General features: G+C 63.5%; 21 protein-coding genes and 1 tRNA gene. 17 read left to right on the forward strand and 5 right to left on the reverse strand.

Annotated features, from left to right (window positions below; translation table 11 throughout):
• The first annotated feature begins 269 nt into the window (after positions 1 to 269).
• The 5 genes from BLV63_RS19005 (at position 270) to BLV63_RS00020 (ending at position 3187) form a co-directional block, all read left to right on the forward strand.
• Positions 270 to 392, forward strand: a complete 123-nt coding sequence (locus tag BLV63_RS19005; protein WP_302846641.1) for a hypothetical protein — start codon at positions 270 to 272, stop codon at positions 390 to 392.
• A 65-nt stretch (positions 393 to 457) separates the two neighbouring features.
• Entirely contained in the window at positions 458 to 979 is a 522-nt protein-coding gene (locus BLV63_RS00005) for a phage tail tube protein (protein WP_066217449.1), read from the forward strand.
• 97 nt (positions 980 to 1076) lie between these two features.
• Positions 1077 to 1430 (forward strand): hypothetical protein, encoded by a 354-nt coding sequence (locus BLV63_RS00010; protein WP_066217451.1) that lies wholly within the window; start codon positions 1077 to 1079, stop codon positions 1428 to 1430.
• A gap of 50 nt (positions 1431 to 1480) precedes the next feature.
• Positions 1481 to 1909, forward strand: a complete 429-nt coding sequence (locus BLV63_RS00015; RefSeq protein WP_139244576.1) for a DUF5361 domain-containing protein — start codon at positions 1481 to 1483, stop codon at positions 1907 to 1909.
• Between the two features lie 48 nt (positions 1910 to 1957).
• Positions 1958 to 3187, forward strand: a complete 1230-nt coding sequence (locus BLV63_RS00020) for a tape measure protein (protein ID WP_074783815.1) — start codon at positions 1958 to 1960, stop codon at positions 3185 to 3187.
• Here BLV63_RS00020 and BLV63_RS18550 read toward each other — a convergent pair.
• Entirely contained in the window at positions 3144 to 3629 is a 486-nt protein-coding gene (locus BLV63_RS18550) for a hypothetical protein (protein WP_175533599.1), read from the reverse strand. The two genes, BLV63_RS00020 and BLV63_RS18550, sit on opposite strands and share 44 nt — an antisense overlap.
• A 40-nt stretch (positions 3630 to 3669) precedes the next feature.
• On the opposite strand from BLV63_RS18550, the gene BLV63_RS00025 reads away from it, so the two are divergent.
• The 10 genes from BLV63_RS00025 to BLV63_RS00065 all read left to right on the forward strand — a co-directional run bounded on the left by BLV63_RS00025 (position 3670) and on the right by BLV63_RS00065 (position 12970).
• Complete coding sequence (locus BLV63_RS00025; RefSeq protein ID WP_175533600.1) at positions 3670 to 5439, forward strand: phage tail family protein; 1770 nt, start codon at positions 3670 to 3672, stop codon at positions 5437 to 5439.
• Positions 5436 to 6932 carry a phage distal tail protein gene (locus tag BLV63_RS00030; RefSeq protein ID WP_074783819.1) on the forward strand — a complete coding sequence of 499 codons (1497 nt, stop codon included), beginning with the start codon at positions 5436 to 5438 and terminating at the stop codon, positions 6930 to 6932. Before BLV63_RS00025 ends, BLV63_RS00030 begins: the two co-directional genes overlap by 4 nt.
• A gap of 11 nt (positions 6933 to 6943) precedes the next feature.
• Positions 6944 to 8059 carry a hypothetical protein gene (locus tag BLV63_RS00035; protein ID WP_066217497.1) on the forward strand — a complete coding sequence of 372 codons (1116 nt, stop codon included), beginning with the start codon at positions 6944 to 6946 and terminating at the stop codon, positions 8057 to 8059.
• An 8-nt stretch (positions 8060 to 8067) separates the two neighbouring features.
• The gene (locus BLV63_RS00040) at positions 8068 to 9195 is read left to right on the forward strand and encodes a hypothetical protein (protein ID WP_074783821.1); all 1128 of its coding nucleotides are present in this window, start codon (positions 8068 to 8070) and stop codon (positions 9193 to 9195) included.
• Positions 9188 to 10576, forward strand: coding sequence for a hypothetical protein (locus BLV63_RS00045; protein WP_066217493.1), 1389 nt, complete (start codon positions 9188 to 9190; stop codon positions 10574 to 10576). Before BLV63_RS00040 ends, BLV63_RS00045 begins: the two co-directional genes overlap by 8 nt.
• Before the next feature lie 11 nt (positions 10577 to 10587).
• A complete protein-coding gene (locus BLV63_RS19010) occupies positions 10588 to 10722 on the forward strand; it encodes a hypothetical protein (protein ID WP_255218052.1) in 135 nt (44 codons plus the stop codon).
• Between the two features lie 74 nt (positions 10723 to 10796).
• A complete protein-coding gene (locus BLV63_RS00050; protein WP_139244577.1) occupies positions 10797 to 11036 on the forward strand; it encodes a hypothetical protein in 240 nt (79 codons plus the stop codon).
• The gene (locus tag BLV63_RS00055; protein WP_066217489.1) at positions 11033 to 11761 is read left to right on the forward strand and encodes a collagen-like domain-containing protein; all 729 of its coding nucleotides are present in this window, start codon (positions 11033 to 11035) and stop codon (positions 11759 to 11761) included. Before BLV63_RS00050 ends, BLV63_RS00055 begins: the two co-directional genes overlap by 4 nt.
• 38 nt (positions 11762 to 11799) lie before the next feature.
• The gene (locus BLV63_RS00060) at positions 11800 to 12714 is read left to right on the forward strand and encodes a hypothetical protein (RefSeq protein ID WP_139244578.1); all 915 of its coding nucleotides are present in this window, start codon (positions 11800 to 11802) and stop codon (positions 12712 to 12714) included.
• A complete protein-coding gene (locus BLV63_RS00065; RefSeq protein ID WP_066217568.1) occupies positions 12707 to 12970 on the forward strand; it encodes a hypothetical protein in 264 nt (87 codons plus the stop codon). The genes BLV63_RS00060 and BLV63_RS00065 overlap by 8 nt, the downstream gene beginning before the upstream one ends.
• Before the next feature lie 63 nt (positions 12971 to 13033).
• On the opposite strand, the gene BLV63_RS18185 is transcribed toward BLV63_RS00065, so the two are convergent.
• Positions 13034 to 13318, reverse strand: a complete 285-nt coding sequence (locus BLV63_RS18185; protein ID WP_169795544.1) for a hypothetical protein — start codon at positions 13316 to 13318, stop codon at positions 13034 to 13036.
• A 348-nt stretch (positions 13319 to 13666) separates the two neighbouring features.
• Between BLV63_RS18185 and BLV63_RS00070 the strand changes: the two genes are divergently transcribed.
• Entirely contained in the window at positions 13667 to 14455 is a 789-nt protein-coding gene (locus BLV63_RS00070; protein WP_074783825.1) for an SOS response-associated peptidase family protein, read from the forward strand.
• Between the two features lie 618 nt (positions 14456 to 15073).
• On the opposite strand, the gene BLV63_RS00080 is transcribed toward BLV63_RS00070, so the two are convergent.
• Positions 15074 to 15170: transfer RNA gene (locus BLV63_RS00080), tRNA-OTHER, on the reverse strand.
• An 82-nt stretch (positions 15171 to 15252) separates the two neighbouring features.
• Between BLV63_RS00080 and BLV63_RS00085 the strand changes: the two genes are divergently transcribed.
• Entirely contained in the window at positions 15253 to 16461 is a 1209-nt protein-coding gene (locus BLV63_RS00085) for a tyrosine-type recombinase/integrase (protein WP_066217402.1), read from the forward strand.
• Between the two features lie 5 nt (positions 16462 to 16466).
• Here the strand turns inward: BLV63_RS00085 and BLV63_RS00090 are convergent, their stop codons facing one another.
• Together BLV63_RS00090 and BLV63_RS00095 are read right to left on the reverse strand one after the other, a co-directional pair.
• Complete coding sequence (locus tag BLV63_RS00090) at positions 16467 to 16907, reverse strand: ImmA/IrrE family metallo-endopeptidase (protein WP_082724329.1); 441 nt, start codon at positions 16905 to 16907, stop codon at positions 16467 to 16469.
• Complete coding sequence (locus tag BLV63_RS00095; protein ID WP_066217400.1) at positions 16843 to 17499, reverse strand: helix-turn-helix transcriptional regulator; 657 nt, start codon at positions 17497 to 17499, stop codon at positions 16843 to 16845. Before BLV63_RS00095 ends, BLV63_RS00090 begins: the two co-directional genes overlap by 65 nt.
• Positions 17500 to 17567: the final 68 nt, after the last annotated feature.

The following is a 17567-nucleotide window of genomic DNA, read 5'->3' on the forward strand; positions in this document are numbered from 1 at the left end:
GCCATGGCAGCGGCCCGGCTATGGCTGATCGCGAGGATCCCTGGCCTGACCGTCGTCGGTACTGAACCGAATCCTCGTCCGGACCAGTTCGTTCTCATCAGTGATGCTGGTGGCCGGCAGTTCTCGCCGATCCATGAGAAGGCGTTCCTCATGTGATACGTGGGGGCGACGAAGAACGTTGCTAAGGCAAGGCGCAGCTCGTCCGGGCGCACCTGTCGGCCCTGAGCAATGACACCATCACTGTCCCGGCCAGTGCCGATTCCCAAGCAATGGATGTCGTCATCTACTGGGCCCACCCCATGGGTGGGCTCGTGGATATTCCTGACCCGGACGCCAAGATCCCGCGCTACCGGCAGAACTTCGAACTCGCTGTTCGTGGGACGCCGATCTAACCCCATCCAACCCTTGCAAGCCCTGCCACCTGGCGGGGCTTTTTTCATGCCCCAGGAGGGACAACATGGCACTCACTGCCGGCAATGTGCGCGTCGCGGTCACCGGAACGATCTCGTCCGGCCCGCTCGGAACCGCACTCCCCACTGACACCACGACCGCCCTGAACGCCGCCCTCAAGGATCTCGGCTATGCCTCCGAGGACGGCATCACCCAGGCGATCAGCACCGACCAGACCGACATCAAGGCCTGGCAGAACGGTGACGTGGTCCGGAAGATCCAGACCAGCCACGACCTGACCTACCAGTTCACCATGATCGAGACGTCCGCAGAGGTCCTGAAGGTCTACTACGCGGACCCCACGGCCACCGCTTCGGCGATCAAGATCAAGGGCACTCAGACCGATCACCTGGTCTGGGTCATCGAGGTCCGTGATGGTGCCAAGACCATCCGCATCTGCCTCCCGGACGCACAGGTCACCGAACGCGGCGACGTCTCCCTCAAGGGTGACGAGGCCATCGGCTACGACGTCACCCTGACCGCCTACCCGGACTCCACCGGCACCAAGGCCTACATCTACATGGCCTGATCCCAACCCCTGTGGGGCGCGTGTTGCGGGACCGCGCCCCACAGGTCACCACCAGTCCCGCAACCCCTACCAAGTTCTCTGCCCGCAGGAGGCACCCATGTCTGAAATCAAGATCACCGACGACACCACCACCATCCCGGAAGGTGTCAAGAAGCCCCAGGATCGCAAGCCCAGGGTCAACAAGGACGGCACAAAGACCGTCACTGTGCATGGTCAGGAGTACACCATCGCGGCCGACGCACTCGATGACTTCGAACTTCTCGACGACCTGGACTCCCTCGATGAGGGTGAGGTGCAGCGGCTCCCCCGGATCCTGCGCCGGCTGCTTGGCAAGGAGTCATTCAAAACGGCGCTCGAATCGGTTAGGGACCCCGAGACGGGGCGGGTCTCCGTGGAAGCTGGCAGTGAACTGGTCCAGGACCTCATCAAGGAACTGGCCCCAAACTCCTAACGCTCGCCGCTCTCCTTCGGGAGTTCGGCGGGCAGTTGCGGGCCGACTTCTTGCGATACTACGGGCTCCGTCTCACCCGCACCGGCAGGGTTCCCGGCTTCCACCTCTGGGAGGTTGCCGATTTCGCTGAACATCTCCCTGACGATTCGGCGACCAAGCGGGCGCTCGGACAAGGCTGGACGCTTCTCGAACAACTTACTGCCTTGATAGCAGACCGCTTGGCAGTCCTGGCATGGCAGAAGACCGCTGACGGGCAGAAGGGCAAACGCCCACCCAAGCCCATTCCGCGCCCAGGGTTCGAGGACAAGACCACCACGACGTTCAAGGGCAAACCCATGAGCCTCGAACAGGCCGAGAAGTGGAAACAGGCTCGGCGTGCACCGCAACCCCCACCGGGGAAGGTTGCTCACACCACCAAGGCCGGCGTGGTCAAGTTCGTCACCGAACGACAAGTCGCCTATTACAACAGAAACCGCTAGCCCCTGCACCGTCCTGGTGCGGGGGCTAGCCGCATTCCAGGAGGCCCCATGTCTGAACTGGCGACCGCGTATGTCAACATCGTCGCCTCCTCCAAGGGCCTTGGCAAGAGCATCGTCAACGACCTAACTGGGGCAGCAGACGCGGGCAGCGCGGCCGCTGGCAAGCGCGGCGGAAGCTCGTTCGGCGCTGCATTCGCCGGTATCGCCGGCAAGGTCCTCGCCGTCGCTGGACCTGCAATGGTTGCAGGGCTGGCAGTCAAAGGCGGGATCTCTCGAGCACTGAACATCGAGGACGCACAGGCCAAACTCACCGGGCTGGGCCACTCCACCCAGTCGGTAACGAAGATCATGAACAATGCCATGGCCGCAGTGAAGGGCACGGCGTTCGGCATGGGTGACGCGGCCACCGTGGCTGCTGGCGTGGTCGCTGCTGGGGTGAAACCCGGCCAAGACCTTGAACGGACCCTGAAGCTCGTGGGCGACTCGGCCACCATTGCGGGTGTCGGCATGGGTGAGATGGGAGCGATCTTCAACAAGGTCGCCGCGTCGAACAAGATCCAGGGCGATGTCATCGCCCAGCTGAACGACGCTGGCATTCCGATTGTCCAGCTCTTGGGCAAGGAACTGGGTAAGACCTCCGACGAGGTCTACGACCTCGCGTCCAAAGGCAAGATCGACTTCGCGACCTTCCAGAACGCCATGGAAAAGGGCCTCGGCGGTGCAGCGCTGAAGTCCGGCGAAACGTTCCGGGGCTCGATGGCTAACCTCAAGGCAGCCCTCGGACGCGTCGGCGAAACCGTCATGCTCCCTTTCCTCGCCGCAATGAAGGACGGGGCAAACGGCCTCATCCCGGTTATCGACGGGCTCAACAAGAAGCTAAAGCCGATCTTTCAGGACATCGGCAAGGGCTACCAGGAGATGAAAAAGTCCTTCGACGATGGTGAAGCCCCGAAGTTCGCCAACCCAATTCTCACCACCTTCGCGGCAGTAGGCGCAGCAGCGGGGAAAGCCTCCCGAGAAGTCAAGGGCGGGATCAAGGCCATGAAGGCCGCTTACGAAGACGGCGGCTCCGATGTCACCAGTTCCGGTTTCGCAGGAGTCCTTGAACGTATTGGGATTAGTCTCCGTGCCGGGAAAGATGGCGTAGACGCATTCTTCAAGGCATTTCAAACTGGCACACAGGACTTCAGCAAATCCGGATTTGCCGGATTCATGAGTGATTTCGGATCAAAGATCAAAGGATCTTTGACGCGATTGGGGATTCATTCGGGCCGCTGATGCCGATCTTCGGGTCCATCATTGGACAAATAGCTGGGATTGTCACAGCCGCCTCACCAATTGCAACAATCTTTAGCGGCCTGGCGGACGTGATGCCCGATCTCATCGGTACCGTAGCGGGTGTCATCGGCGCATTTGCAGGAGCCATAGCCGGCGTCCTTCCCACCATTAGTGACACCGTTGGCACGATCTCCGGAGTCATCTCAGGAGCCTTCAAAGAGATCGCTCCTGTTCTGGCCAGCGCGGCCGGCGCAATCGGTGGAGCATTGCAAGACCTAGCCCCTGTTTTCGCGAAGGTCGTGGGAGCAATCGCGCCGCTGATCACGGCAATTGTTAGTTCACTTGTGCCGATCATCGTGAACCTGGTAACCACGATTCTTCCACCGGTGGTCACAATTTTCACTGGAATCATCTCGGCGATTGGTCCGCTCGTTGACATCATTTTGGCGATTCTGGTACCCGCGATTCAGGCACTTCTACCTGTGGTCACCACAGTATTCAACGCTGTTGCAGACATCATCAAGTCGGTGATGCAGATCGTGCAGGGCGTGATTCAAGTCGTGACCGGCGTCATCTCCGGCAACTGGTCCCAGGTGTGGGAAGGCATACAGAACATCTTCGGTGGGATCTGGAACGCGATCAAGGCCATTGTTTCAGGCGCTATCGCGGTAGTGTCCTCCACAATCAGCGGAGCGCTCTCGTTGATTGGTTCGTTGTGGTCTTCGGCGTGGAACGGCATCAAGTCGTTCTTCACCGGTCTCTGGTCGAACATCACGGGTGCGATCTCGTCCGGGATCAACAATGTGGTCTCGTTCTTCCGGGACCTCCCGGGCAAGATCCTCGGCGCGCTCTCCGGTCTGACGGGCTCCCTCGTCCAGATCGGTCGAGACATGATCCAGGGTCTTCTCAACGGGGCAGGAAGCCTCCTGTCTAGCATTGGCAGCTTCTTCCTCAACCAGCTCCCCGGCTGGATCGTCGGACCGTTCAAAGCAGCTCTCGGGATCCACAGCCCGTCGCGAGTGTTCCGGCAGTTCGGTGAGTTCATCGTTCAGGGCCTCGCCGGTGGGGTGAAGAAGGCTGGGCCGCAGGCCACGGCAGCCATTACCGCTGTGGCTCGGAAGGTCACCTCTGAGGCCACGAAGCACTTCACGAAGGCTGACCAGCTCCGCAAGGCCGCGTCATCTTTGATGAGCCGTGCCGCTCAGGTGTCGGGGGTGAAGGCCCCGGCCCTGGGGAAGGACGCGAAGGCCAACGCGAAAAAGATGACCGCCTACTACGCGGCCATCGCCAAGCGGAACAAGCAGGTCGCGAGCCTGATCGCTCAGGGCCGGCAGAAGCTTGCCGAGGCCAACCGGGAAACGTCTCTGGGGCGGACGTTGGATGCGACGTCGCGGATGATCAGCGCCAGCAACGCGCAGATCTCCAAACTCACCACCCAGCGTGCCAGCATCGCGTCCCGTCTGAAGACAGCGCAGAAGAGCCTTTCGGATGCGGTCAAGACTCGGGACAAGGCGGCCAGTGACGCGGCTGAGAAGTTCCGGGACGAGTTCAACCTGGGCGATCTTGCCGGGCGTAGCGCTCAGGGCATTGTGGCGGCTGCGAAGAAGACCGTGGGCAACGTCCAAGGGTTCAAGGGGCAGCTCGACAAGCTGCGCTCCATGGGTCTTGATGCTGGCCTGCTGGCGCAGATCGGTGAGCTTGGCACCGGTAAGGGTGGCTCCATCGCTAAGTCCCTCATCGCCGGGGGCAAGGGCCTTGTCGGGCAGCTCAACGGGCAGTGGAAGCAGCTTGGTTCGGTGTCCCAGTCTGCGGGCATGTCCCTGGCAAACGGGATGTACGGGGCGGGGATCGCCGCGCAGCAGGGTCTTGTGAACGGGCTGTCCGGGAACCTCAAGGCCGTGGACGCGGCGATCAAGAAGGTCACCGACCGGATGACCTCGCAGGTGAAGAAGAACCTCGGGATCCACTCACCCTCTCGGGTGTTCCGGTATGAGGTCGGGCGGCAGGTCCCTGCTGGCCTGGCGCTTGGTGTCCGGGACGGTACGGGGCTGGTTTCCCGTGCCGTGGACTCCCTGGTGCAGATCCCCAACGCCGTCGCTTCCCAGCCCTACCGGCCAGCCTCCTACGTGCCCGCCCCCGGCAGTCACGGACGGTGGGCAGACGGCAAGCCGCCAATCCAGATTCATGTCCACGAAGCAGTAAACCCGAGCGCTACCGCTATGGCGGTGGCGCGTCGATTGGAGGGCCAGTGACCGACATCGTAACGGCCACCATCGGCGGGCGAACGTTCGCCGGGTCAGGGCTCTACCTTGACCCGGCGGACACCGTCGGCGGCGTCCTCACAGCACCCATCGAAGGATGGGGCAACCCGGGAACGCGCGGGGACGTGAACCCGTGGCCCGACCGGGACGGGGCCTGGTCTGACCCTGCCTACTACGACGGTGCGAACTACGTCCTCCGGGGTGTCCTCGTGGTCCCGTCGTTCGCCCGTGGGGCGCTCGTTCGGGACCAGTTCGTCGCCGCCCTGCCCATGAAGGTCTACAAGCCTCTGATCGTCGCTGAAGCGGAACTGACCCGGTACGCGATGGTCCGGGTCGTGGGAACGCCGGAGGTGGTGTGGGACGGGGTTGAGACGATCAGCGTGAACGTGCAGTTCGTCGCCACGGACCACCGGCGATTCGCCGGTACCGGCCCGAACGACATCAGCGGCTCCGGGGTCGCCAAGCTCCCCATCACCGATGGGGGCCTGGTCATCCCGCCCACCACTGTCGCGGACACCAACTGGTCCAACAACCCGTCCTTCGAGGTAGACACCTCTGGCTGGGTCGGTGTCGGCGGAGCCCTGACGCGAGAGACCGCGTCCCCTCCGGCGTGGATCGTCGGCACGGCCTGGGGCAGGCTCACCACCGGTTCCGGGGCAACCCGGCCCGGCGTCCTGGCCGCCTCATCCACGGACCAGCGAGTGAACCTCTCCCCCGGAGACTGGGCAGCGGTGTCGATGCTGATGGCCAACGACTCCGGCTACACCAGCCAGATCGGGATCCGCTTCTACGACTCCACCAACACCCGAATCAGCGAGTCCATGAGCGCCCCCACCAACAACACCGGGGGCAGGGTCACCCACTCGGCACAGGCCCCGGCAGGCACAATCTACGCCCAGCCAGTGCCCTACCTGTACAACGGCGGAACCGTCATCCCCTCCGGCGTGAAGCTGGACTTCGACGCCGTCAAGATCAGCGCCGCTGCTACCCAGTCCGCTGCGGTCGCCTTTGCCGGGGACTACTTCGATGGCGGCTCCGCACCCTCCGGCGGGTACACGTTCCGGTACACGTCCACAGCGGGAAAGAGCACCTCGGAGAAGGTTCAGCTCGCCGGTTTGACCGTGCCGTTCGCGATCACCGCGACCGTGACGAACAACGCCGTCACGGTCGGATCCTCCGGCACCGGGACTCCCCGGGTCGTGGTGACCATCGCCGCCGTGAACACGCATCTGACCAACCCTCAGATCACCGATGACCTCGGCAACCGCATGACGTTCAACCTCGTCCTGACCGTGGGGCAGTTCCTCGTGATCGACCTGGACAAGAAAACGATCCTGCTGAACGGCACCGCCTCACGGCGCACCGCCCTACGAGGATCGTGGATCAACCCCCGCCCGGGCATGACCCTCACCTTCAACGCTGAGGGGTTCCTCTCCACCAACCAGGCCACCGCCACCGTGGCCTGGACTGACACCTGGAATTAGGAGGGCCTACTGTGCCTCTTGACGCAATCGACCCCAGCTTCATCAACGCGCCCTCCCCCGCTGGCCCTCCCCTCTACACGGGAGAGTCCCTGCGCCGTGACATCGGCGGGCTCCTGGCCCCCGGTGCCGCGGTGGGGACCAGCCGCAGCGGTGTCCTTGACGCCCGCGCCCTGGCGATCACCCTCTCGGGCAACAATGTCCTGGCAACGGCAGGGCCGGCAGCGGTCGCGTCCAGTACGGGAGCGTACCTCACCGGACTGGCCACTTCAGCCACCGTTGACCCCCTGGTCGCAGCGGATGCGAACAACCCCCGCCGTGACCGGGTGATCCTTCAGGTCTGGGACCCCAGCAACCCGCAGAATGACGGCACCAGCGGCGGGACGAACCGTAAGGGTGTCGTCCGGATACTCACCGGGGACCCGGACCCGCTCGCCACCACGGGCGGCGGGGTGAAGCCCGAACCAGGTCTGGCCCTGACTCTGGCGTTCATCGACGTCCCCAAGGCCGGAAGCGGCTCCCCCGTGGTAACCGATCAGCGGCCAATCACCGCAGCAGCGGGAGCACCGATCCCGGTCAACAGCCTGGCCGAGGCCCGCGCCCTGCCCAAGGTGCGCGGCCTGCAGAGGCTCCGCATGGACCTTCCCGGGTTCCCCACGCAGGTCTACAACGGCACCGTCTGGACCCATGTCGGACCGTGGAAGCGCACCACCTTCACCGTCAATTCCACGAACATCCCCACCTCGGCCAGTGATGGCACCGGCTCCCGTGCCGTGGCGACCATGTCGATGAACGCGGAAGCCTACGACCGGCGCATGAAGGTCTTCGTCCAGACCAGCGTGAACTCGGGTGCCATCGCCTCCGGGATCAGCCGGTGGGATGTGTGCGCATCCCTCATGCAGTCCCAGGCATCCAACGCCCAGACCCGCTCCCCGCTGTGCTGGACAGCCCCCGGCAACTACCTGATGAGCAGCTACATCGAAACCGAAGAGATCATCGTCCCGGCAAACTCCCTGCCCATCCCGCGCTTCTGGGTGGACAAGGTCACCGGCAACGTCTTCACGGGCGTGTCCGTGGATCCGAAGATCACGAAGTTCTGGGTTGAGGAATGCCCCGCTGACGAAGCCTAGGAGGTGCCGTGAGGTTCATCATCTGTGACCTGATCACCGGCACCGTCCTAGACGAAGCGCCCCTGGTCATCGCGGAGGACCTGACCCGCCAGCTCAAGGGCGTGGGCGAGGGCAAGTTCTTCGCCCCGTTCTTCGACGGGGAAGGCCGCCTCTACAAGAACCGGTACTGGGAGAAGCTGATCGTTCCGTGGAAGTCCCTCATCCTCGTCACCGACGAGGATGGCCGGATCATCTGGCACGGGATCCCCAACAGCACCGCCACACCAGGTATCAACGGTCAGGAAATCCCCTGCAGGACCGTGGAGGAATACCTTCTGCGCCGGTACATGCCCACCGCCGAGTTCCTTGACGTCGACCAGGCCAACATCTTCGCCGCCATGATCAACGCCGCGAACGTCAACGGCATCGGCCTCGAGGTGGACGCCCCACTGACGGGGGTGATCTTGGAACGCCTCTATCAGGACGCGGAGAACACCAGGATCGGGGACCGTCTCACGGAACTGTCCAACGCTTCCCCCGGCTTCGACTGGATGATTGATATCCAATGGGCCGACGCCGCCCAGTCGCGGGTGCGGAAGATCGCACGGATGCGCCCCACCATGGGCAACCGCACCACCACCCCGGAGCACGCGTTCATCTCCGGGGTGAACATCACCGACGCCACCCCAGAGACCCGGTGGGGCCAGGGAGACGCCGCGACCCTCGTCACCGCAGTCGGCGACGGTGAAGGCGAATCCCGGCTGATCTCCGCACCCGGGATCGACACCATCCGGGAAGCCGCTGGATGGCCACGCCTGGAAGAACGCCGCAACTTCTCCGGCGTGGACAGCGAAGAAACCATCGCCGCCCACATGGCCCGCATGAAGCAAGCGTTCTTCGGCGGCCAGACCCTCGTGACTCTTGAAGCGAAGATCCCCGGCGACGGGGACTACTACACCGGGCCGGCGGACCTGACCCTGGGCGATACCGCACAGGTCAACGTCCGCGTCGGGCAAGACCCCGTCGACCTGGACGAGTTCGCCATCGAGCTTGATGCTGTCTGGCCTGTCATCGGGTACTCCCTGAGCCAGGACATGAAGACCTGGAAGCCGACCCTTGCCGACCTGACAGGAGGTGACATTGGTGCCAGTGGATAACAGCTTCATCCCCCGCCCCTTCGGTGTCACCGATGCGCGGAACCGGGTCGATGAGCTGGCACGGAAGCAGCAGGCCCTTGACGGGGCCAACCGGAACAGCTCATCCACCATCCCGCCAGGTGGCACACTCCGCGTCGAAGGCGGCGTCCTCGTCCCCGGCGGGCAGATCAGCGTGACCGGGGGCGGCAACATCTCCACCACCGCCGACGGCATCGACCGCTATACCAACCAGCCAATCAAGGTCAGCACCAGTCTGGGCAACCGGGAAGTGATCGAACCCTGGACGGGCCTGCCGGTGCTGCGGCCCGGGATCTGGCTAGCGAATACTTCCTACCAGACCGACCCCGCCAACATGGCATCTTTGACGTCACGCTACGGCGACAACATCGAAATCCAGTCCCTGAACTACACCGACAGCGAAGGTAGGCGTTGGCGTTCAGCGGCGAACATCGACCCGGCAGGAGCGAGCCTGTACTGGAGCCGTCAAGACGGCGACCCGGCAAGCCCCTCCACCGGGGGAACGTCCCAATCCGGAGGCCTGTCGGTCAGCCTGGATTCTGCACTGTCCGTGGCAACCTACGTGCGCAACGCAGCACCGGACGACCCAGCGGTCATCCACACCAACACAGCGCTCAGCATGCGCCCCTGGGGCGGGCAGATGGGCCCACCGGACGGTCTCCAGATCCGGTACGAGCAGAGCGACTACAACGGCACCTACATCAACAAGGGCCTGTTCAAGTTCGACAAAGACGGCCTGATGACCCTCCACAGTGAGAAGGGTGCCAACAAGGTAGACGTCATCCACACTGGTGACGGCGTGCTGACCCTGAAGGGCAGCAACAGCGTCAACGTGGTGGGGACCTTCACTGTCAACGGCTCACCCGTGGGCGGGGCCGTGACGAGTGTGGCCGGTAGGACCGGTGACGTCGTGCTCGCCGGCACGGACATCCCGGCAGCGACCACGAGCGCGCCGGGTGCGATGTCAGCGGCGGACAAGGCGAAACTCAACGGCCTCGGCACCGAGTCGATCGTTAGCGCGCTCAGCCCTGCGGGATGGAACGTTGGCGGGTCCATTTTCGTCGAGCCACTCGCTGGCGAAACGAAGATCACGATCGCGCTGGTGCCGAAGTACACGGGCGCGAACGTAACCATCACCACCACCGCGTACACGTCGATGGGAACCGTGCTGCCATCGGCGGCGATGAGCTCTACCGCGGACTCCCCCTACGTTCTCACTCAGGTCGTCGGGGCCGGCTTGAACAACCAGGCCATCGCGTTCGTGAACCTAGCTACCGGGGCCGCTTCTATCCGCGCAGTCGGGGCGAACTTCACCCTCGCATCCGGCGCACTGTTCACCATCTCGTACACCTACAAACGCTAAGGATCCACATCATGGCCCAAGCAATGGTCTCCATCACTCTCGAAGGCAAGCGCATCGACCTCAACGGCGACATCCCTGACGACATCGCCACCAGCATCGTCAAGCAGATCACCGCACTGCTCGTCGGCATCCAGGAGGTCCCGTGACCCTCCCCCACCGACAACCCATCAGGAGAGGGAGGTAGGAGCGTGTGGAGTCCTGGGGACCGACACTCACCGCAGTGGGTGCACTGCTGGCCGTCCTCGGTGGCGGCATCCGTTACCTCATCGGCCGGTCAGACAAGAAGCGCGAGAAGCGGGAGGCGTCTGTGGAAGAGCTACTGAGAGAGCGCATCGAAGCCCTCGAGGCCGAGTTGAAGGAAGCGAAACTCGTCAAGCGCGCAGCCGGTAAGTGGCGTGAACAGCTCATCGCCGCCGGTATCGAACCGGACCCGAAAGACTGGCCGGAAGGAGTGTCATGAGCCAGCTCGAAGACAACGAGAGGCGGCTGGCCGTCGCGCAGGAGGCCGTGGACAAGTCACGCCGGGCGGACAAGCGCACGAAGTCCCTGCTCCTGCTCTCGTCCTGTCTGCTCGCGTTCTTGGTGGTGGTGTGCGGGATCCTGGCATGGCAGAACGGCAACTACGCCGCCCAGGCCGCCGACGCCGCACAAGCTCAGGCAGCCGAGAAGAAATCGTTGGCGGAGCAGGTCGCCGCCGCGTGCGCGAAGGACGACTTCAAGTCCAGTCCACAGGGGAAGCAGGTCTGCCAGCGAGCCGACCAGGTCGCCAAGGACACCGCGGCCGTCCCGGGAAGCAAGGGGGACCAAGGCATCCCGGGAGTTGACGGGCGAGATGGTGCCCCGGGCCGTGACGGCCGGGATGGGAGCCCGGGAGCGTCCGGCGCGCCGGGTGCTGCTGGAGCGCCGGGGAGTGCCGGAGAACCTGGAATCCCCGGGGCCCCAGGCGTGGCGGGAAGCGCTGGCCAGCCAGGAATCCCGGGAGAGAAGGGCGACCCAGGAGTGCCGGGCCCGAAGGGCGACCCCGGAGCGCCGGGCATGCCGGGCCGGGACGGCAAGGATGGTTCCCCGCCGAGCAGCTGGAACTTCACTCAGGACGGGGTCACCTACACGTGCACCCCGCAGCCGCCCGGATCCACCACCTACACCTGCACAGCATCAACCCCGACCCCGAGCCCGTCCCCGTGACGGGCTCGCCCTACATCTGAGGAGGCTCAGTGCCGAACATGGCCATCGCCTATCATCGGCCGAACAGATCCCTCGTCACGCTCCGTGATGAGGTCTACAAGCGGTACGACTACACCCCGGCCCGTGCAAGCGAGTTCGTCACTGGCTACATGTCGCCCACCAACTTCACGGGCCACAACGCCGACTCCAATGGAATCGTGCATGCCATTGACATCTTCACCGATGACAATGGGAACCTCCCCGAAGCGGAGGGACGTGAGCTCGCAGAGCAGCTACGCGCCATCGGCCGCGCCACCGGCCGGTTCTCCTACCTCATCCACGACATGAACCCGACACCCGGGCAGACCACACCTCTGATCGCCGGAGCATTCTCGAACTGGGAATGGCAACCGTACACGGGTGAGTCCCCCCACTCCGACCACATCCACGTCTCCACCGTGGACCTCTACTGGGGCGACCCAGTCAACTTCCCCGCGGACGTCTACGACAGCACCGAATCGTGGGGAATCGCAGGCATCACCAACGCTGGCGGCGCTGTCCGCCCCATCGAAACGAAGGACTGGTTCGACATGGCAACTGCAAAAGACCTCGACGCCGCCGTAGATAAGGGCCTGGCGAAGTACCTCGGCCCCATCAGCACCGCGAGCGGCGACGTGAGCGTCCGCCAGATGATCGCTGATGGCACGCGCGCCGCTCAGACCGCCCGCGACAACACCGGCCCGATCACTCGCGGCGGCCGCCCCGTGTCCCTGCGCCAGGAGATCGCAGACACGAAGACCGGCAACATCGCACTCCAAGGACAGATCGCCGGGCTGCTCGCAGCGTTCAAGGCCGCAACTACCGGCCAGAACATCGATCTCAGTGCCGTTCAGGCCGCCGCCAAAGCCGGAGCCGAGGAAGCCCTCAAATCCGGCGTCGACGTCAACGTCACAGTAGGAGGAACCGATGCCTGATCACCGCGCAGCAACTCAGACCCGCTACCCGTGGCGGGCGGTAGCCCGAACCGCCCTCGCCGTCGGGCTCCCACTCATCGCAGGTGCACCGCTCATCTATCAGGCAGCCACCCTCCACGACCCGGCAGCAGCAACAGGCCTCGCCGCGGCCGTCCTCGGAGTCGCCGGAGCCATCACCCGCGTCATGGCACTCCCACTGGTCAACGACTTCCTCACCAAGATCGGCCTCGGAGCCGAACCAAAAAACCCAGCATGACAAAGCGCCCCCACCACCTCAACACGAGGTAGTGGGGGCGCTATCGGCGTTTAAGGCTAGTGGTCAGAGCCCGGCTACAGCGTCCTTGTACGCCTTCGCCTGGGACGGCGGCAACTGACCAGACACACGCACCAGAGATGTGCCTGTCATGTAGTGGTACTCCGAAAGAGCGCCAACACCCTTAGTGACATCAGCGATGTACTTCGCCCGAGCATCCCTGTCTGCTGCCGTCTCAAACGTCTCGACAACAGCGCCACCATCAACGCCGGTCTCGCCAGCCTTCCCACGGCTGTCCGCGATCCAAGCAGCAGACGAATACTGGCCTGGACGTCCAATCATGTTGTTCACGTCATTCGCCTCAGTCACCGTCGTAACTTTCGTGACCTGAGGAACCTTCGCCTTCAGCGCATTGGCGATCTCAGTCGCCGTCTTCAAGACTGGCGTCGGAGTCGCCGACGGGCTCGGAACGGACGTGGTCGAGGCAGGCGTTTGGCCTGCCGCAACCGGCGCGCTCGTGGACGTGTTGCCGGTTGCCCCCGAAGAGCAGGATGCAACGAGAACGGCTACGGCCAGAGCGCATGCAGGCGCAAGAAACTTCTTCATGGAACCCCAATTCGAATGTGAGTGATGAGGAAATCATAGCGAGCGAATCCACAGGGCCTTGCCTGGTGCCCTGGGTCGTGCCAGTCTCAACCCATGTGCGGACGCTACGTGATGTCATACGACGGCGGGGAAATCTCGACGATCCTCCGGTCTGAGCTGGACGCCCAGTGGTCCGGCCTCTACAGCATGAGCCCCGGCGTGCGCGGCCCCTTCGTCGCCGAACGCGCCGACAACAACGGGACACACGCCCGGGCGCTCGTTACCGGAACCTGGGGTATCCAGGGTGCCGCGTGGGGGAAGCCGGAAATCAAGTCCATCAATGCCCGCTCCGACAACCTGTTCCGGGTCGCGAAGTGGCGGGAACTCTACCGGGCAGGCAAGACCGCACTCGTCCCCATGAACGGGTACGTAGAGTTTGTGGAGACCTCGCCCAAGTACAAGGTGCCTGTGTTCATTCACGACAACACCACACCCCTCCTGACCGCAGCAGGCCTCTATGACGAGGAACAGGGCGCGTACACGATCATCACCATGGAAGCCGACCTCGGAGCCGGGGAAGTCCACACCCGGCAACCGATCTTCGTCCCCGAGGACATGCAGGACCGGTGGCTACAAGTCGGGGCCGGCGACACCCCAGGCAAGGGCGCGACGGACAAGCACAAGGAAACCCTCGCCGAACTCCGCGACTTCTCGAGTGAGGTAACCGAACGGCTCGAGTACTACGCCATCAGCAGGGATTACAACAACACCCGGAAGCTCGCCGCCGATGACCGCCGCGCAGACCCCTCACTGATCGAACCAGACCCCGAGATGCAACACATCATCGACACCGCCGACTTCGAACCAGCACTCAGCCCCAAAGAGCGGAAGGCTCAGCGGTAAACCATCGGGCTCGGGTCCTGCCGAAGGTGCAGGACGATGAACCCCTCAGGCAGCTGCGCCAACGCGGCCGCCTTCGCATCCTCGTAGCCCTCGCCCTCACCCACAAGGGTCCTGGCCTGGGCCGAGTCGAGCTTGTCATTAGCCCCACCAGCAGGGGCCACGGTCGCAATCACCTTCACCCCCACATCATTTCACTGTCAGACCCTCGTGAGAGTCTTGCCGTCGTGTCAAAGCCCCGCCGTGATCGCCTCTACCCCAAGCCGAGGCACACACGACACGCCTGGTACCTCGAAGACACCGAACCCGGCCGGCAACCACGCCAAGTCCTCATCATCGCCTGGCGACGCCACTCCTACCGTTGGGCTGCACGCATCGTCTACTGCGTCGAAATCGAAGGCGGGGAACCCGCCGTCGTCGACTGCTGGGTACCCGCCGAAACCCTCCGCCCCGTACCGGCCGACCCCAACCGGGCATATCGGCTGAAGTAACCTGCACAGTCAATGCGTTGCCACCAATGGCTACACCATTGGCTACAGTTCCACCACCTTACGCACATCGTGGATGCGATGGCGCATAACAAAGGCCCCCGGAATCGCGCGGATTCCGGGGGCCTTCACGTGGAGCCCCCTGCCGGATTCGAACCGGCGACCCCCTGTTTACAAGACAGGCGGAGTAGCCTATAGAATGGCTCAGAATCCCCGGAAAACAAGGGGACTATGGTGGGCCAAGAGTGACCATTAGCCATCAAAAACGATACATTGGCTACAGTTAATGGCTACAGTAAACAAGGAGGCCCCATGGCGCGGCGAGGCAAGGGCGAAGGAAGCATCTACCAGCGAGCAAGCGACGGCCTATGGTGCGTCACCGTCGAGGTTCCCAACGGCATCGGAACCCGCCCGCGCAAGACCCTGACAAGCAAGAGCAAGGCCAAGGTCATCGAGAAACTCCGCGACCTCCAAGCCGAGATCCGCGCCCACGGAACCGTACAGACCGCAACCGACACCCTCGCCGCATGGATGACCTACTACCTGGACGAAATCATGCCCAGCCGAGTCCGACCCAACGTCCTCGCCGACTACAAGCGGTACAACGAAAAGTGGATCACGCCGGTTCTTGGCCGGAAGAAGCTCGACAAGATCACACCTGACGACGTGCACAAGCTCGTTCGCATGGTCGAGAAGGCCCCAAAGGATCCGAAGCTCCAAGGACTGAAGGCTTCCGAGCTTCCCGACGATTGCGCCCGCTACTCCAAGTCCTACGTGCGCGGCATGTTCAACGTCCTCTCAGGGGCGCTCGGCGAGGCCGTGACGCGCCGCCGAATCTTCCGGAACCCCTGCAACGACACCGACCGGCCCAAGATCAAAAAGACCGTTGAGCGGGCGTTGGAACCCGCTGAGGCGATCAAGCTTCTCAACCACCTCAACGGACTCACTGACGCAGAAGCAGCGCTCTGGGCAACTTACCTGCTGAGTGGAGCTCGCCGAGGCGAAGTCATCGGCCTCGAGATCGACCGGGCCCTCAAGTCCACGATGGACTTCTCGTGGCAGCTCCAAGACGTTCCGCACATCACAGAGGTACCCGCCGACTGGGAACACCGGCACGTTCGCGGAAACCTCTATCTCACTCGCCCGAAGACAGCGTCCGGCTGGCGAACTGTCCCGATGATGCCCGTCCTCGAAGCACTGATCAACCTGGCCATCGGTGATCGCAAAGAGGGCTTCGTTTTCCTGCACCCAACCACAGGGAACCCTTGGCGTCCAGACACTGCCTACAAGGCATGGAAACGGCTCCTGCGGGACGCCGGCCTGCCGGAGGACGTGAAGCTGCACGGCACCCGCCACACCTTCATCGATCTGCTCTTCGAGGCGAACGTGCCCGAGTCGCTGATCATGGACATCGTGGGCCATTCGACACGAGCCCAGTCCCGGGCCTACAGGACGAGAGAATCGGACACGTTGAAGCTGGAAGCGGTTACCCGGGTGGGCGACCTGCTCGAGCTGAACTAAGCCCGTCACGCCGAGCGCTTCAGCCCTTCCAACTCGGCGAAGTTCAGAGTCGTCAGGTAAACCCGCAGGACCTCTGGCATGACCCCGAGGTGCGCGGCGACCTCGGGCAGGGGCATTCCCGACCCGGCGAGCGCTCGCAGGTCGTCGTACTGGATTAGCCGGTAGGCGGCCCATCGGTTCGCTAGCAGCTCTTGCTTGGGGGTGATGCCCTGGTGCCCGTAGTGGGCGTGCCCGAGTTCGTGCATGAGCGTGCAGGTCTTCTGGATGGGGCTCAGACCAGGACGGAGCGTTATTAGGCGACGAGCATGATCGTATGCGCCCCACCAGCGAGGCGGGACAGGCGCAGTGCGAACACGTACGCCCATCTCCCACGCCAGATCGCTAGGGCTCTTCCGGAAGGTCCTCTGGTCCAATGTTCGGGTCCCCCTTGTGTGCGGCCAGGCCATAATTCATAGCCTCCTCCTCCGACATAATTGCGTAGTCGGGATCCGGCCCATCCGGAAGCGTGAGCCCATACAGGTCCTCTGCGACCAATCGAAGCTCCGCAAGCCGTTCCTCGTTCCTCTCGAGGTAGCCGGTTGACCAGTTTGTGGCCTGCTCGCCGCGTTCGGACGATCTTCGAACAAGCTCGAGCGCTAGATCACGCTCGGTGAATAGGCGCAGGATCGCGGTCTTTCGGGCGAATCCGGACTTGCCGCGTTCGGGCTCGATCCGCTCCTTCTCGTCGGCCTGCTCGTTCACGAAGTGGATTGCGTGTTCGATGCTCATGAGGCGGTCCAGGATGGATCGGTACTCCATCTCCTGCTCTGGGTTCTGGAACGTCCGACGTCTCGGCGCAGGATCTTCGCCCGCGGCCTTTCGCAAGGCATCCCCAAGCACTTGCCCAAGTTTTGCCTTGCTCCTGTCCGGAATGGCGACCTCCCCGCGTTCCCAATTTGAGACAGTCCGCAGTGAGATGCCGACCCTCTTCGCAAGCTCGGCTTGAGTCAAGTCAGCGATGTGTCGTGCTGAGCGCAGTAGCTCTGAGGTGATCTCCATGCATCCAGTCTAGGCAACTCGACGCAACTGCGCAACGCTAGAGCCCAGTAATTACATAGGTTGGGAAA

The organism is Arthrobacter woluwensis, from assembly GCF_900105345.1.
Lineage (GTDB): Bacteria > Actinomycetota > Actinomycetes > Actinomycetales > Micrococcaceae > Arthrobacter_E > Arthrobacter_E woluwensis.

Excerpts from the sequence above, each read along its gene's own strand:
- BLV63_RS19005 (WP_302846641.1), top strand. The coding sequence starts at position 270 with ATGGATGTCGTCATCTACTGGGCCCACCCCATGGGTGGGCTCGTGGAT.
- BLV63_RS00005 (WP_066217449.1), top strand. The coding sequence starts at position 458 with ATGGCACTCACTGCCGGCAATGTGCGCGTCGCGGTCACCGGAACGATC.
- BLV63_RS00010 (WP_066217451.1), top strand. The coding sequence starts at position 1,077 with ATGTCTGAAATCAAGATCACCGACGACACCACCACCATCCCGGAAGGT.
- BLV63_RS00020 (WP_074783815.1), top strand. The coding sequence starts at position 1,958 with ATGTCTGAACTGGCGACCGCGTATGTCAACATCGTCGCCTCCTCCAAG.
- BLV63_RS18550 (WP_175533599.1), bottom strand. The coding sequence starts at position 3,629 with ATGATGTCAACGAGCGGACCAATCGCCGAGATGATTCCAGTGAAAATT.
- BLV63_RS19010 (WP_255218052.1), top strand. The coding sequence starts at position 10,588 with ATGGCCCAAGCAATGGTCTCCATCACTCTCGAAGGCAAGCGCATCGAC.
- BLV63_RS00055 (WP_066217489.1), top strand. The coding sequence starts at position 11,033 with ATGAGCCAGCTCGAAGACAACGAGAGGCGGCTGGCCGTCGCGCAGGAG.
- BLV63_RS00060 (WP_139244578.1), top strand. The coding sequence starts at position 11,800 with ATGGCCATCGCCTATCATCGGCCGAACAGATCCCTCGTCACGCTCCGT.
- BLV63_RS00065 (WP_066217568.1), top strand. The coding sequence starts at position 12,707 with ATGCCTGATCACCGCGCAGCAACTCAGACCCGCTACCCGTGGCGGGCG.
- BLV63_RS00070 (WP_074783825.1), top strand. The coding sequence starts at position 13,667 with ATGTGCGGACGCTACGTGATGTCATACGACGGCGGGGAAATCTCGACG.
- BLV63_RS00085 (WP_066217402.1), top strand. The coding sequence starts at position 15,253 with ATGGCGCGGCGAGGCAAGGGCGAAGGAAGCATCTACCAGCGAGCAAGC.
- BLV63_RS00090 (WP_082724329.1), bottom strand. The coding sequence starts at position 16,907 with ATGGCCTGGCCGCACACAAGGGGGACCCGAACATTGGACCAGAGGACC.
- BLV63_RS00095 (WP_066217400.1), bottom strand. The coding sequence starts at position 17,499 with ATGGAGATCACCTCAGAGCTACTGCGCTCAGCACGACACATCGCTGAC.